General features: G+C 64.7%; 16 protein-coding genes. 3 read left to right on the forward strand and 13 right to left on the reverse strand.

From position 1 onward, the window contains the following. The first annotated feature begins 56 nt into the window (after positions 1-56). Entirely contained in the window at positions 57-422 is a 366-nt protein-coding gene (locus DPM33_RS15710; RefSeq protein ID WP_112098336.1) for a VOC family protein, read from the forward strand. 96 nt (positions 423-518) lie between these two features. Here the strand turns inward: DPM33_RS15710 and DPM33_RS15715 are convergent, their stop codons facing one another. The 5 genes from DPM33_RS15715 to DPM33_RS15735 all read right to left on the reverse strand — a co-directional run bounded on the left by DPM33_RS15715 (position 519) and on the right by DPM33_RS15735 (position 5,757). After that, a complete protein-coding gene (locus tag DPM33_RS15715) occupies positions 519-2,174 on the reverse strand; it encodes an FAD-binding dehydrogenase (protein WP_112098337.1) in 1,656 nt (551 codons plus the stop codon). Between the two features lie 41 nt (positions 2,175-2,215). Next, positions 2,216-3,202, reverse strand: a complete 987-nt coding sequence (locus DPM33_RS15720) for a Gfo/Idh/MocA family protein (RefSeq protein WP_112098338.1) — start codon at positions 3,200-3,202, stop codon at positions 2,216-2,218. A gap of 379 nt (positions 3,203-3,581) precedes the next feature. Further along, positions 3,582-4,157 (reverse strand): YceI family protein, encoded by a 576-nt coding sequence (locus DPM33_RS15725; protein ID WP_112098339.1) that lies wholly within the window; start codon positions 4,155-4,157, stop codon positions 3,582-3,584. Positions 4,158-4,226: 69 nt separating this feature from the next. After that, positions 4,227-4,796, reverse strand: coding sequence for a cytochrome b (locus DPM33_RS15730; RefSeq protein ID WP_112098340.1), 570 nt, complete (start codon positions 4,794-4,796; stop codon positions 4,227-4,229). Between the two features lie 70 nt (positions 4,797-4,866). Beyond that, positions 4,867-5,757, reverse strand: coding sequence for a LysR family transcriptional regulator (locus DPM33_RS15735; RefSeq protein WP_112098341.1), 891 nt, complete (start codon positions 5,755-5,757; stop codon positions 4,867-4,869). 96 nt (positions 5,758-5,853) lie between these two features. On the opposite strand from DPM33_RS15735, the gene DPM33_RS15740 reads away from it, so the two are divergent. After that, complete coding sequence (locus DPM33_RS15740) at positions 5,854-6,849, forward strand: aldo/keto reductase (RefSeq protein ID WP_112098342.1); 996 nt, start codon at positions 5,854-5,856, stop codon at positions 6,847-6,849. 266 nt (positions 6,850-7,115) lie between these two features. Here the strand turns inward: DPM33_RS15740 and DPM33_RS15745 are convergent, their stop codons facing one another. The 8 genes from DPM33_RS15745 to rpmI form a co-directional block, all read right to left on the reverse strand. Then, a complete protein-coding gene (locus DPM33_RS15745; protein ID WP_112098343.1) occupies positions 7,116-7,718 on the reverse strand; it encodes a nucleotidyltransferase family protein in 603 nt (200 codons plus the stop codon). Positions 7,719-7,758: 40 nt separating this feature from the next. Beyond that, positions 7,759-8,187: a 2OG-Fe(II) oxygenase gene (locus DPM33_RS15750; RefSeq protein WP_245442171.1), complete on the reverse strand. Its 429-nt coding sequence runs from the start codon at positions 8,185-8,187 to the stop codon at positions 7,759-7,761. Next, positions 8,187-8,345 carry a hypothetical protein gene (locus DPM33_RS36980; protein WP_245442173.1) on the reverse strand — a complete coding sequence of 53 codons (159 nt, stop codon included), beginning with the start codon at positions 8,343-8,345 and terminating at the stop codon, positions 8,187-8,189. The genes DPM33_RS15750 and DPM33_RS36980 overlap by 1 nt, the downstream gene beginning before the upstream one ends. A 30-nt stretch (positions 8,346-8,375) precedes the next feature. Next, entirely contained in the window at positions 8,376-10,784 is a 2,409-nt protein-coding gene (pheT, locus tag DPM33_RS15755; protein WP_112098344.1) for a phenylalanine--tRNA ligase subunit beta, read from the reverse strand. Then, complete coding sequence (locus tag DPM33_RS15760; RefSeq protein ID WP_112098345.1) at positions 10,781-11,233, reverse strand: GFA family protein; 453 nt, start codon at positions 11,231-11,233, stop codon at positions 10,781-10,783. Before DPM33_RS15760 ends, pheT begins: the two co-directional genes overlap by 4 nt. Beyond that, positions 11,230-12,327 (reverse strand): phenylalanine--tRNA ligase subunit alpha, encoded by a 1,098-nt coding sequence (pheS, locus tag DPM33_RS15765; RefSeq protein WP_112098379.1) that lies wholly within the window; start codon positions 12,325-12,327, stop codon positions 11,230-11,232. Before pheS ends, DPM33_RS15760 begins: the two co-directional genes overlap by 4 nt. 142 nt (positions 12,328-12,469) lie before the next feature. Continuing rightward, on the reverse strand, positions 12,470-12,871 hold the full coding sequence (gene rplT, locus DPM33_RS15770) for a 50S ribosomal protein L20 (protein WP_042637600.1): 402 nt from the start codon (positions 12,869-12,871) through the stop codon (positions 12,470-12,472). 37 nt (positions 12,872-12,908) lie between these two features. Beyond that, positions 12,909-13,112 carry a 50S ribosomal protein L35 gene (gene rpmI / locus DPM33_RS15775; protein WP_027166935.1) on the reverse strand — a complete coding sequence of 68 codons (204 nt, stop codon included), beginning with the start codon at positions 13,110-13,112 and terminating at the stop codon, positions 12,909-12,911. Between the two features lie 279 nt (positions 13,113-13,391). Between rpmI and DPM33_RS15780 the strand changes: the two genes are divergently transcribed. Beyond that, a partial coding sequence (locus DPM33_RS15780; RefSeq protein ID WP_167449087.1) for a helix-turn-helix domain-containing protein occupies positions 13,392-13,577 on the forward strand: 186 nt, incomplete at its 3' end.

The following is a 13,577-nucleotide window of genomic DNA, read 5'->3' on the forward strand; positions in this document are numbered from 1 at the left end:
TCGTCTTTTGCATGTCGAGGCCGCATCGACGGCCTCCCACGATGAGGAGAGACATCATGCATATCCAGTTTGCCGAGCTGCCGGTATTCGACCAGGACCGCGCCAAGGCGTTCTACACCGACAAGCTTGCCTGCCAGGTCATTGCCGATCATCCGATGGGCGACGGCGGCTGGCGCTGGCTGGAACTGGCCTTCCCGCACGCCGTCACCAATCTGCACTTCATCGGGCGGGCCGACGCGTCGCCGAGCGAAGGCCCCGTGCTGGTCCTGGTCGACGACGATGTCGAGGCAACGGTCGCATCGCTCAAGGCAAAGGGCGTCGAGATCGTCAGCGAGCCGCAGGAAGCGCCTTGGGAGCCCGGCCGCGTCATCGCCGAATTCCATGACAGCGAAGGCAACCGCATGGTGCTGGTAAGCCGGTAGAGCAATTCCAGGAAAGTGCGTAGCGTTTGCCGTCCGGAGTTGCGAATAACAAAGACTCCGGCAGACCACTGCCTCCCGGTCGGCCTGATCGCGCGGTCAGGCGACCGCCTTTGCCGCCGCTCGCCCGGCGCTGCGTCCGGAAAAGATGCAGCCGCCGAGGAAGGTGCCTTCCAGCGCCGCGTAGCCATGCACGCCGCCGCCGCCGAAGCCGGCGACTTCGCCCACCGCATAGAGACCCGGCACCGGCTCACCGGCGGCGTCGAGCACCCGGCTGTCGAGATCGGTCTCGAGGCCGCCCAGCGTCTTGCGGGTGAGGATGTTGAGGCGCACCGCAATCAGCGGGCCGTTCGCCGGGTCGAGCATCTTGTGCGGCTTTGCCGTGCGGATCAGTCTGTCGCCCAGATAGGCGCGCGCGCCGCGCAGCGCCGTGATCTGCGCGTCTTTCGAGAACGGATTGTCGAGCTGCATGTCGCGGGCGCGGATCTCGCGCTGGACCTGGGCGACCTCCAGCAGCGGCTCGCCGCCGGCCAGCGCGTTCATGCGCGCCACCAGTTTCGCAAGGTCGGCCTCGACGATGAAGTCCTCGCCCTTTTCCATGAAGGCTTTCACCGGGCCGGGGATGCCGCTCGTCGCGCGGCTCAGAACCTGCCGCCAGCTTTTGCCGGTGAGGTCGGGATTCTGCTCGGAGCCCGACAGCGCGAACTCCTTCTGGACGATCTTCCTGGTCAGGATGAACCAGGAATAGTCGAAGCCGGTGCTCATGATGTGGCTGAGCGTGGCCAGCGTATCGAAGCTCGGATAGAGCGGAACCGGCAGGCGTTTGCCGCGCGCGTCGAGCCAGACCGAGGAGGGGCCGGGCAGGATGCGGATCGCATGCTCGGTCCAGATCGGAGCCCAGTTCTTGATCCCCTCGACATAGTGCCACATGCGGTCGCGGTTGATGATCCTGCCGCCGGCCTTTTCGGTAATCGCCAGCATGCGCCCGTCGACATGGTCCGGCACCCCGGTGATCATGCGCTTCGGTGCAGCACCCAGGCGCTGCGGCCAGTTCTGGCGCACCAGCTCGTGATTGCCGCCGATGCCTCCGGAAGCGACGATCACGGCTTGCGCACGAAGTTCGAAATCGCCGGCGACATCGCGAGAACTCTTGCGGCCGCGCTCGACGCTGCTCCCTTCCAGCACCTCGCCGCGCACGCCGGTGACAACGTTGCCGGTGCGGACGATTTCGTTGACCCGGTGGCGAAACCTGAACTCGACCAGCCCGCGCGTTTGCGCCTCGCGCACGCGCAGCACGAACGGTTCGAGCACGCCGGGACCGGTGCCCCAGGTGATATGGAAGCGCGGCACCGAATTGCCGTGGCCAACGGCATTGCCGCCGCCGCGCTCGGCCCAGCCGACGACGGGGAAGAATTTCAAGCCCCTCTCGATCAGCCAGGAACGCTTCTCGCCGGCGGCGAAACCGACATAGGCTTCCGCCCATTTGCGCGGCCAGAAATCCTCCGGGCGGTCGAAGGCGGCGGTGCCCATCCAGTCTTCGAGCGCGAGGTCGTGCGAATCGCGAATGCGCATGCGGCGCTGCTCGGGCGAATCGACCAGGAAAAGCCCGCCGAACGACCAGAAGGCCTGGCCGCCCAGCGACTGCTCCGGCTCCTGGTCGACGATGATGATTTTCTTGCCGGCGTCAGTCAGTTCGGCGGCGGTAACGAGGCCCGCCAGCCCCGCGCCGACAATGATCACGTCCGCGTCAGCCATTTTTCCTCCCAGGAATTAGCCGGCAAACTTACTCGGAAACGCTACACGGTTTCCCAGCCGTCTTTCTCGCCGGCGCGGAAGATGGCGTCGATCACCTTCTGATTGAGCACCGATTCCTCCAGCGTGAAGACGGGGTCCTTGCCGCCCTGGGCGGCGCGCACGAAGGCTTCGCACTCCAGCCGGTATTGCTGCGTGCCGGGGAAGCGGAACACCTGCGCCTCGGTGTGGTTCTGGTTGTGCAGCTCGATGCGGTGGTGCTCGTAGAGTCCGGCATTGAACGGGCCGAAGACTTCGATGAAGCCTTGCTCGCCGTGGAACACCATCACCTGGCGCGCCGCCATCTGCGTCGAGAGGTAGAATGACAGCTCGAAGTCGCCGAAATCGGCGCGGATCGAGGAATAGATGTCGGTGCCGAAATTCTTGTCGCGCTCGATCGTCGCTTGCACGCGCAGCGGCTCCTTGCCGGTCGAAAACCGCGTCGACACCGTCGGATAGACGCCGATGTCGGGCAGCGCGCCGCCGCCGAGATCGAGCTGGTTGCGCATGTTCTTGGGGTCGACATTGTAATAGGAGAACGCGCCCTGCACGTGCCGCAGCCGGCCGATGGCGCCGCCGGCGATGAGGTCGCGCACCTTGATCCATTGCGGGTGGTAGACGACCATGAAGGCCTCGCAGACCAGCACCTTCTTCTGGTCGCGCAGCTTGATCAGCGGCGGGATGTCCTTGGCGTCGAGCGCCAGCGGCTTCTCGACCAGCACATGCTTGCCGGCTTCGATCGCCTTTGCCGTCCATTCGACATGCTGCGAGGTCGGCAGCGGGATGTAGACGCCGTCGACCTCCTTGGAAGCAAGCAATTCCTCATAGGAGCCGAAGGCATGGCGGGCACCGAAGCGTTCGCCCAGTGCCTTGGCCTTCGACAGGTCACGGCTGGCGATCGCCGACAGGACGCCGTTCTCCGAATCCACGATTGCCGGCAAAAGCTGCTCGCGGCCGATCTTCGCCGTCGACAGAACACCCCATCGGAACATCACGCTTCTCCATGTCGGTTACATCGATGGAGGTGTGCCCCAAATCGAGGGAAAAGCCAATGCGCGAAGCTCCGTGCAGCTTGGCGCATCCATTGTCTAATGTAGCGCTGGTCGACCCCCACTCCGTCTCGGCTTCGCCGAGCCACCTCTCCCCCGATCGACGGGGTAGAGGAAAGGCGCCAAGCTTTTTTGCCGTCAACGCTTGTCCAGCAAGGCTCCTTCCTTTCCCTCCGGAGGGGGGAAAGGTGGCGCTGCGAAGCAGCGACGGATTGGGGGAACCACCTGGCAATCAAGCCGCAGCCTGATCGGTCACGCCGGTCACAGAAGGTGTGTGCGTTGCGTAGACCGCCTTGCCGGGGGCGAGGAAAAGAGGCCGCGCCTAACCTCTCTTCCCCATCAGTGTCATGTCGAAGTCGACGACGTTGGAATAGAGCGGCGTACCGACATCCATGCCATAGCGCGACCTGAGCACCTTGCCGGTGACGTGGAACTTGATGGTCCCGCCCTTCAATCCGCCGAGCTCGGCCGTGAATTTTTCCGGAAACGTCTTGCCGCGCGCCGTCAGCCGGCCGGTCACCAGCGCGGTCGTGTCGCCGGTGCGGGTGACGTTGGTCGAGCGGAACTGGATTTCGGGATTGTTGGCGGCATCGAACACCGCGTCGGAGCGCAGGAATGCATCGATGCGGCCCTGCCCGGTGCCGACGCTCTCGGGATAGATGGTGAGGTCTACCTTGGAGCGGCCGACATCGCCGTTGTCGATGCGGATCGTGCCCTTGAAGCGGCCGAAAGCGCCGTCGAAGCCGCCGCCGCCGGCCTTGCCGATGGTGAAGCGGATCGAGGAGCCCGACGGGCTGATCGTGTAGCTGCCGGCGGCGTCGCTGAGCGCCACTGCCGCGTAGACGGGCATGGCAAGGCAAGCGGCAAAAGCCGCCAATCCGAGGATGCGCGCTTTCATGAGGATGGTCCTTTTCGTGAGACAGCGCATTGCCGTCATCTCGCCCCAACAACGATTGCTGGGCCTGTTCTATTCCCCGCCTGACGAAGGTGTGATCATGCGCGCAAGCACGCTGTCGCGCAGCAGGAAATGATGGCGCAGCGCGGCAAGGACATGCAGCGCCACCAGCGCGATGCCGGCATAGGCGAGATACCAATGCGCTGACGTCCAAAAGCTCTCCGAAGCATCGGACTCGGTCAGCGGCAGATTGGGCATCACGAAGAGATTGAACGGCATGGTCGGGATCTCCAGGGTCGAGACCGAGACCAACGCCCAGCCGGAGAGCGGCAGCGCGATCTGGAAGGCATAGAGCGCGAAATGCGCCAGCGGCGCTGTTCTGCGCTCCAGCATTCCAACCGATGCCGGCAAGGCCGGTGCCGCATTGCGAAGCCGCCAGGCGATGCGCAGGATGATCAGTCCCAGCAGCAGGAAGCCGAAGGATTTGTGCAGCTGGATCAGTTCGAAAGACGTCCGCTGGCTCGGGGTTCGCATCATGACGTAGCCAAGCACGAACTGACCGATGAAGATGACGCCGATCAGCCAGTGGAGGATGATCATCGCCCAGCCGTATCGGGTGGAGGTGTTGATGATGGACTGCATGGTGAGGCGAACGAAGTAGGCGCTGGCTTTCTTCCGGAGCCTTACCCTCCCCACTAGTGAAGAGGTGGGCTTATCCACCCACCTTGAAGAAATCCACGAACGCCCGCAATGCCGGCCGCATTTGCCTGCGGCTCGGATAGTAGACGAAGAAGCCCTCGAAAGACGGGCACCAGTCCTCCAGCGCGCGGATCAGCCTTCCGTCGGCGAGCGGCGCCCGTACGTAGGGCTCGAAGACGAAGGCGAGCCCGGCGCCGTCGGCCGCCGCCTGGGCGATCAGATGGTCCTCGTCGAGGATCAGCGGCCCTTGCGCGGCAATTTCGATCTCCTCGCCGTCCTTCTCGAATTCCCAGCGGTAAAGCACGCCGCTGGAGAAACGGAAGCGGATGCAGCGATGATCCGCCAGATCGCGGGGATGGCGAGGTTTCGGCATCGTCGCGAAATAGGACGGCGCGCCGACGACGGCGCCGCGAAGATCGGGGCCGATGCGCACCGCGATCATGTCGCGCTGCAGGCTCTCGCCGAGCCGCACGCCGGCGTCGAAACCGCCTTCGACCACGTCGGTGAAGCGGTCCTCGATGACGATCTCCAGCACGATCTCGGGAAAAGTCGCGGCAAAGGCGCCGAGCCGCGGCGTCAGCGTCAGATGCGCGGCCGTGCGCGGCACGGTCAGCCGCAGATTGCCGGCCGGCCGGTCGCGCGCCTCGACAGCCGTTTCCAGCGCCAGGTCGATCTCGGACAGCGCCGGCCGCAGCCGCTCCAGCAGCTGCGCGCCCTCCTCGGTCGGCGCGACGCTGCGCGTGCTGCGCGCCAGCAGCCGCACGCCGAGCCGCGCCTCCAGGCTGGAGACCGCGTGGCTGACCGCCGATGGCGCGATGCCGAGCTCGCGCGCGGCACCGCGAAAGCTGGCGCATTGGGCGACTGTGGCGAGCACGGCCAGTTGGGAAAGGTTGGTGCGGTTCATTGTTCTATTTTATAGAGCAAGCCGTACAAAAGTGCCAGAATTATCGAACGCGTTGCAAGGCACTATCTCATCGCCATCGCAACAAGGAGATGCGCCATGCAAACCCGCAAACTCGGAACTGAACTCGAAGTCTTCCCCGTCGGCCTCGGCTGCATGGGAATGAGCTTCGCCTATGGCGGCCAGCCGGAAGCCGAGTCGATCGCCACGCTGCGCCGCGCCGTCGAGATCGGCGTCACCTTCTTCGACACGGCCGAGGTCTATGGGCCGTTCGAGAACGAGATCCTGCTCGGCAAGGCGCTGAAGCCGGTGCGCGACAAGGTGACGATCGCCACCAAATTCGGCTTCAAGATTTTGGACGAAGGCACGGGCATCGACCGCATGGCCGGCGTCGACAGTCGCCCCGAACACGTCAAGGCGGTGGCCGAAGCCTCGCTGAAGCGGCTCGATACCGATGTGATCGACCTCTATTACCAGCACCGCGTCGACCCCGACGTGCCGATCGAGGACACGGTCGGCGCCATGGCCGAACTGGTGCGCGAAGGCAAGGTGCGGGCGCTCGGCCTGTCGGAAGTGAGCGCAGCCACGCTGCGCCGGGCGCATGCCGTGCACCCGATCGCCGCCGTCCAGAGCGAATATTCGCTGTGGAGCCGCGATCCCGAGGACGAGATCCTCGCCGTCTGCCGCGAGCTCGGCATCGGCTTTGTCCCTTACAGCCCGCTCGGCCGCGGCCTGCTCGCCGGCGCGCTCAGCAAGCCCGACGCGCTCGGCGCCGGCGACTGGCGCCTGACCCTGCCGCGCTTCCAGGCCGAGGCGATGGAAGCCAACAACACCGTCATCGCGGTGCTGGCGAAGATGGCGGCCGAGAAGGGTGTCACGTCGGCGCAGCTGGCGCTGGCCTGGGTGCTGCACCAGGGCGATTTCATCGTGCCGATCCCGGGCGCGCGCAAGATGCACCATCTGGAGCAGAACACGGCGGCGGCCGGGATCGAGCTCAGCGCGGCGGAAGTCGCGGCGATCGGCGATGCGCTGTCGCCTGACAAGGTGGTCGGCAAGCGCTATACCGAGGAGCTGCTGGCGCTGGTGAATGGGTGAGCGACCGCAAGGAAAAGAGGCGCTTCGGCGCCCTTTTTATTGAGACGTTGGCGCGAGGCACCCCCCTCTGGCCTGCCGGCCATCTCCCCCGCAAGGGGGGAGATCAGATGTCGCCACGGCTTTCGCCAATCACCAACGCTGCAAGAAGGGGTGCGCCGACGAAACTGCCAATCTCCCCCCTTGCGGGGGAGATGCCCGGCAGGGCAGAGGGGGGTGCTGTCCCGCCGACATTAGGCTCCTTATCGCTTTGGCCATGGGGTAAGAGCCTACCAGGCCATCACCTCAATCTCCGACCAATACTCCTTGGCACGCGCGCCCTTCGCCTCATGCGTCCGCTGATTGTCCAGCACCCTGTTCGGCGTAATCCGAAACGAAAAAACATCGTCCAGCCCGAACGGCGCCACCAGTTCCAGCGCTCCGTCCCGTCCGAACCGCACCCCGACCGCATGCGCCTTCGACGCAAAATAGCTCACCGACTCGCTGGCGCTGGCATAGCGCGGGCACTCCTGCCCGAACTTCACCGGATACCACAAATGCACCCGCGCCTGGTTGCGCACCTCGACCGGCAGCGGCAAGCCCTCGAAATGCGCCGCCGCCCGGCGGATCACCGCATCCTCGGCCTCGTAGGAAAGGTCGGCATCATCGAAGTAGAAAAGGTCGACATCCTTGATGCCGTAGCCCGGCGGCTTGTTGGTCAGATGGTTCCAGACGCTGTTGTAGAGCGCGCCCGAAACCACCAGCCAGTCCGGTAACGCAAGTTCCCGCACCCGCGCCAGCGTCTCGGCCAGCAGCGGGTCGGACGCGACGATCCCTAGGAATGCCGCGCGCTGTTCTTCGAAGGGAAGGCCGGAATAGCGCAGATGGCTCATCGCCCTTTGGAGGACGATTCGCCATCACCGCGCAATGGGCTCAGCGTTTGTACATCACGTCGGTGCGGATGACATATTTGCGGCCCGACAACACCTGGTCGCCGCGATGCTCGATCGGGTGATAGAAAACCAAGGCCATGCCTGTGCGGGGCTTCACCACGAGGCTGTTGCCCTCATAGCCGGGCAGCGTGCCGCGAAATGACGTGCCGCCGCCCTCGAAATCATCAGAGAGATAGATCATGAAGGTGAACTGGCTATGCTCGTCGGCGGTGCGTACGAAAGTGCCGTCATGGTGCCAGTCGAATTTCTGGCCGGGTCCGTAGCGATAGAAGCGGAAGCGCTCGTTGAAGCCCTTGAGCCGCCATTCGCCGATGCCGCGATAGAGCAGCCCCCGCGCCCGGGCGAAGAACAGGTCGGCAAGATCCTCGTCATCGAAAATGACACGGTCGTTGTTGCGCAGGTCCTTCATCAGCAGCGCATTGCCGCCGCTATTGACGCGGCCTCCTCGAATCCGCGCCTTTCGCTGTCGCGGATCAAGTCGGCGCATTCCTGGTCGTTCAGGAAGCCGTCGATGGTTCCGATATGCGTCGCCAGCCAATTGATTGTCAGCTTTTCAGTCGCGGACATTTGGGTACCTGCGTCGGAAACGTGCCGCGCCTAAGCGCGCAGCACGCCGCCCGTCTGCTTGTTGACGTTCTCGACGATGCGCTTGGCCAGCGCCTCGAAATCCTCGTCGGTCAGCGTCTTTTCGACCGGCTGGATCGAGACCTCGATGGCGATCGACTTCTTGGCCGTGCCCAGCGACGCGCCCTCGAAGACGTCGAACACCGAAACGCCGGTGACCAGCTTCTTGTCGGCCGCGAGCGCTGCCCGCACCAGCGTGCCGGCCTCGACCGACCGGTCGACGACGAAGGCGAAATCGCGCTTCACCGCCTGGAAGGGCGAGAGCTCCAGCTTCGGCTTGGTGCGCGTCGGCTTGGCCTTCGGCTCCGGCACGGCGTCGACGAAAACCTCGAAGCCGCAGATCGGCCCGGAGACGTCGAGCCCGTCCAGCGTCTTCGGGTGGAATTCGCCGAAGGTGCCGAGCACGGTCTTCGGGCCGAGCTTGATCGTGCCGGAACGTCCCGGATGATACCAGGCCGGGCCGCCGGGCTCGATCTGCAGCCGGTCGACCGGCGCGCCGCAGGCTTCGAGCGCCGCGATCGCGTCGGCCTTGGCGTCGAACACGCCGACCGGCCCGGCATTGCCGGCCCAGCTGCGGCCCGCACCGTCGAGCTTGGCAGTGCCGCGCCGCACACCGGCGGCGACGCGCCGCTGCTGGTCGGCGCCGTCGCCCTCATAGGTGCTGGAAACCTCGAACAGCGCCACGTCGCCGATACCCTTGTCGGCATTGCGCTGCGCGGCCGCGATCAGCCCGGGCAGCAGCGAGGGCCGCATGTCGGACATGTCGGCGGCGATCGGATTGGCGAGCTTCAGCGCCGTCTGGCCGCCGCCGAACAGTTCGGCGTGCCTGGCCGGGATGAATGACCAGGTGACGGCCTCCATCATGCCGCGCACGGCGAGCGCGCGCTTGGCGGCGCGGGTGCGGATCTGCAGCACAGTCAGGATCCTGCCATTGACCGCGTCATGCGAGGTCAGCGGCTGGGCCAAGATGTTGTCGACGCCGTGGATGCGCATCACCTCCTCAACCAGGTCGGCCTTGCCGTCGACATCCGGTCGCCAGGACGGCACTTTCACCTTGACGACGTCGCCCGGGCCCTGCGGCTCGAAGCCGAGACGGGTCAGGATATCGAGAGCTTCTTCTCTAGGCACCTCGATGCCGGTCAGCCGCTTCACTTCCGACAGCGGGAAAGAGACGACCTTCGGCTTGTGGCCGGCATAGCCGGCAACCTCGATCTCCGACGGCGTGCCGCCGCAGAAATCGAGGACCAGCTTGGTCGCCAGCTCGACGCCCGGCACCATGAATTCCGGGTCGACGCCGCGCTCGAAGCGGTAGCGCGCATCAGTGATGATGCCGAGCGTGCGGCCGGTTCGCGCCGTGGTGATCGGATCCCAGAGCGCGGATTCGATCAGCACGTCGGTAGTGTTCTCGTCGCAGCCCGAATGCTCGCCGCCCATGATGCCGGCGATCGACTCGACGCCGTTGTCGTCGGCGATGACGCACATTTCCGGCGTCAGCGTGTATTCGCGGCCGTCGAGCGCCAGCACCTTTTCGCCGTCCCTGGCGCGGCGCACGACGAGGTTGCCGGCGACCTTCATGGCGTCGAAGACATGCAGCGGCCGGCCACGGTCGAAGGTGACGTAGTTGGTGATGTCGACCAGCGCGCTGATCGGACGCAAGCCGATGGCGATCAGCCGCTGCTGCAGCCATTTCGGCGACGGGCCGTTCTTGACGCCCTTCACCAGCCTGAGCGCGAAGCCCGGGCAAAGCTCCGGCGCCTCGATCGTGACCTTGAGCGGGCACAGACCTTCGCCGGCATGCGGCATGATCGCGCCGCCGGTGAGCCGGCCGAGCCCGCTTGCGGCGAGATCGCGCGCGATGCCGTAGACGCTGGTCGCGTCTGGGCGGTTCGGCGTCAGATTGATCTCGATCACCGGATCGTCGAGATGCGCGTAGGCCGCGAAGCTGGTGCCGACCGGCGCGTCCTGCGGCAAATCGATGATGCCGTTGTGCTCGTCGGAGATTTCCAGCTCGCGCTCCGAGCACATCATGCCGTGGCTCTCGACGCCGCGGATCTTGCCGACCGACAGCGTCACGTCGATGCCGGGGACATAGGTGCCGGGCGCCGCGAAGGCGCCGACCAGGCCGGCGCGGGCGTTCGGCGCGCCGCACACCACCTGCACCGGCGGCTTGCCGTTACCGGTGTCGACGGTCAGCACCCTTAGCCTGTCGGCATCGGGATGCTGCACCGCCGTCAGCACCTTGGCGATGACGAAGGGTTTCAGGCCGGCCTTGTCGTCGACATGTTCGACTTCGAGGCCGATGGCGGTCAGCCGCTCGACGATCTCGGCAAGCGAGGCGTCGGTCTCGAGGTGGTCCTTGAGCCAGGAGAGGGTGAATTTCATGACTGTGTTCCGTCGGATCTTTGTTCTTCGGGTGTTTGTTCGCCGGGTCTGGGCACGCTGGTCTTCAACTCGCGCGGCAATGCGTCTGGCATATGCAGGAAGGGCAGTTGCTCGCGCACATGCGCATGCACGGTCGGCCTGAAATAGGCCGGCATGTCCATGGCGCCGAGCATGAAATAGATCTGGTTGTCGAGCCGCTTGTCGGTATAGGCGATCGGCGAGCCGCAGATGCCGCAGAACGTGCGCTCCACGGGGCCGTTGCGGTAGCTTTTCAGCGACTTGCCGTTGAACGCGACCTGATCGGCCAGGAAGCCGACAAAGGCCGACACCGGCGCGCCGCTGGCGCGCCGGCAGTCGCCGCAATGGCAATAGCTGATGTGATGCGGCTCGGCCGAGGCCTCGAACCGCACCGCGCCGCAGCGGCAGCCGCCGCTGTGGGGAGCAGTCATGTCGACAGTCCTCCGAACAGCGTCGGCAGGTCGAGCGGCCGGAAACCGTAATGCGACAGCCAGCGCACGTCGGCATCGAAAAAGGCGCGCAAATCCGGCATGCCGTATTTCAGCATGGCGATGCGGTCGATGCCCATGCCCCAGGCAAAGCCCTGATATTCGTCGGGGTCGAGCCCGCCTGCGCGCAGCACGTTCGGGTGCACCATGCCGCAGCCGAGAATCTCCATCCAGTCGGAGCCTTCGCCGAAGCGCACCTCGCCCGGACGCGAGCGGTCGCACTGGATGTCGACCTCGAGGCTGGGCTCGGTGAACGGGAAGAAGGACGGCCGGAAGCGCATCTTGACCGACGGCACCTCGAAGAAGGCCTTGCAGAACTCCTCCAGCACCCACTTCATGTTGGCGACGTTGGCCGACTTGTCGACCACCAGCCCCTCGACCTGATGGAACATCGGCGAGTGCGTGGCGTCGGAATCCTGCCGGTAGGTCTTGCCGGGGATGACGATGCGGATCGGCGGCTTCTGCCCCTCCATGGTGCGGATCTGGACCGGCGAGGTGTGCGTGCGCAACAACTTGCGCTCGCCCTTCTCGTCCGGCTGGAAGAAGAAGGTGTCGTGCATCTCGCGCGCCGGGTGTCCTTCGGGGAAATTCAGCGCGGTGAAGTTGTAGTAATCGGTCTCGATATCCGGACCTTCGGCGATCGAGAAGCCGAGGTCGCCAAAGATCGCCGCGATCTCGTCGATCACCTGGCTGATCGGATGGATGCGGCCGCGCTCGGCCGGCGACTGGCGAACGGGAAGCGTGACGTCGACCTTCTCGGCTTCGAGCCGGGCGGCGATCGCCACGTCCTTCAGCTCCGCCTTGCGCGCGGTGAGCGCTTCGGTGACGCGGTTCTTCAGGCCGTTGATCGCCGGGCCCTTCACCTGGCGCTCCTCGGCGGTCATGGCGCCCAGCGTCTTCAGCATTTCGGAGACCGAGCCCTTCTTGCCCAGCGCCGAGACGCGCACCGCCTCGATCGCCTGCTCGTCGGCGGCGGCCGCGATTTCGGCCAGAAGGGAATTTTCAAGTGTATCCAAGCCGGTAGTTGCGTCGTTCACGGTCAAACTCGCTTCGTTGGAAATCAGCCTCGAAGGTGACGGTCACGTTCAAGCCGATTTTTCAGGCATAAGAAAAACCCGCGCCAGCCGTGCCAGCGCGGGTTCCCCAAATCAGTACTAGAAATGCTTGGGAAGCGCTGGCTTAGGCGACAGCGCTCTCAAAAGCATTCGGCGTGGTGTTCTTCAGATATTCGAGCGCGACCTTGGCCTTGGCGACCAGCGCGGCGAAAGCCTGCGGCTCGTGGATGGCCATGTCGGAAAGGACCTTGCGGTCGATCTCGATGCCGGCCTTGTTGAGACCGTCGATGAAGCGGCCATAGGTCAGGCCGTGCTCGTGGGTCGCCGCGTTGATGCGCTGGATCCACAGCGCGCGGAACGAGCGCTTGCGGTTCTTGCGGTCGCGGTAGGCGTACTGCAGCGACTTCTCCACCGCCTGCTTGGCGATGCGGATGGTGTTCTTGCGACGGCCGTAGAAGCCCTTGGCGGCTTTCAGGACCTTCTTGTGCTTGGCGTGGGCGGTAACGCCTCTCTTTACGCGTGCCATGTCATGATCTCCTTAAAACGTTGTCCGAGCCGAGGGATTAGAGGCCGTTCGGCAGAAAATTCTTGATGACCTTCTTGCCGTCAGGTTCAGCCAGAACCATCGTGCCGCGAGCATCGCGAATGAACTTGTTGGAACGCTTGATCATGCCGTGGCGCTTGCCGGCGGCAGCCGACAGCACCTTGCCGGTGGCAGTAATCTTGAACCGCTTCTTGGCGGCCGATTTGGTCTTCATCTTGGGCATTTTGCTACTCCGTATTGGTGGCGCACCATCGCGCTTCTTGTTCGCTTCGGGCCGACCAAAGCCCGAAAAGCAAATGAAACCGCCACGGCATGCCCTGCCGGGCGGTTTTCTTGGAACGGCGGTCCTATAGATCAAAGATGGCCAGCGCGCAACACCTCAGCCTATGCGTGTCGTAAGCACATGAGTTGTCCGGGTTAGGTAGCACACGAGTTGTCCGGTTTTATCGCCAGCGAATGGAGACTGGGGATGGGACGGACAGCATGGCTACAGGACCGGAGAATGCAGAAGTTTCGGGACGTTTTAAGCCGCTGGAATGGCGGCGATCTTTCGATGCTGGAGGCTGGTGAGCTACTGGGCATGTCGGAACGGCAATTTCGGCGTTATCGCGACCGCTACGAAGAGGCTGGGGAGGATGGCTTAAGGGACCGGCGTTTGGGCAAGCTTTCGACGCGTCGGGTGCCTGCG

The sequence above is a fragment of the Mesorhizobium hawassense genome (assembly GCF_003289945.1).
GTDB lineage: Bacteria > Pseudomonadota > Alphaproteobacteria > Rhizobiales > Rhizobiaceae > Mesorhizobium > Mesorhizobium hawassense.

Coding starts and splice junctions, on each gene's coding strand:
- DPM33_RS15735 (WP_112098341.1), bottom strand. CDS start 5,757: ATGAACCGCACCAACCTTTCCCAACTGGCCGTGCTCGCCACAGTCGCC.
- DPM33_RS15710 (WP_112098336.1), top strand. CDS start 57: ATGCATATCCAGTTTGCCGAGCTGCCGGTATTCGACCAGGACCGCGCC.
- DPM33_RS15740 (WP_112098342.1), top strand. CDS start 5,854: ATGCAAACCCGCAAACTCGGAACTGAACTCGAAGTCTTCCCCGTCGGC.
- DPM33_RS15720 (WP_112098338.1), bottom strand. CDS start 3,202: ATGTTCCGATGGGGTGTTCTGTCGACGGCGAAGATCGGCCGCGAGCAG.
- DPM33_RS36980 (WP_245442173.1), bottom strand. CDS start 8,345: ATGTCCGCGACTGAAAAGCTGACAATCAATTGGCTGGCGACGCATATC.
- rpmI (WP_027166935.1), bottom strand. CDS start 13,112: ATGCCCAAGATGAAGACCAAATCGGCCGCCAAGAAGCGGTTCAAGATT.
- DPM33_RS15725 (WP_112098339.1), bottom strand. CDS start 4,157: ATGAAAGCGCGCATCCTCGGATTGGCGGCTTTTGCCGCTTGCCTTGCC.
- rplT (WP_042637600.1), bottom strand. CDS start 12,871: ATGGCACGCGTAAAGAGAGGCGTTACCGCCCACGCCAAGCACAAGAAG.
- DPM33_RS15730 (WP_112098340.1), bottom strand. CDS start 4,796: ATGCAGTCCATCATCAACACCTCCACCCGATACGGCTGGGCGATGATC.
- DPM33_RS15745 (WP_112098343.1), bottom strand. CDS start 7,718: ATGAGCCATCTGCGCTATTCCGGCCTTCCCTTCGAAGAACAGCGCGCG.
- DPM33_RS15760 (WP_112098345.1), bottom strand. CDS start 11,233: ATGACTGCTCCCCACAGCGGCGGCTGCCGCTGCGGCGCGGTGCGGTTC.
- DPM33_RS15750 (WP_245442171.1), bottom strand. CDS start 8,187: ATGAAGGACCTGCGCAACAACGACCGTGTCATTTTCGATGACGAGGAT.
- pheT (WP_112098344.1), bottom strand. CDS start 10,784: ATGAAATTCACCCTCTCCTGGCTCAAGGACCACCTCGAGACCGACGCC.
- DPM33_RS15715 (WP_112098337.1), bottom strand. CDS start 2,174: ATGGCTGACGCGGACGTGATCATTGTCGGCGCGGGGCTGGCGGGCCTC.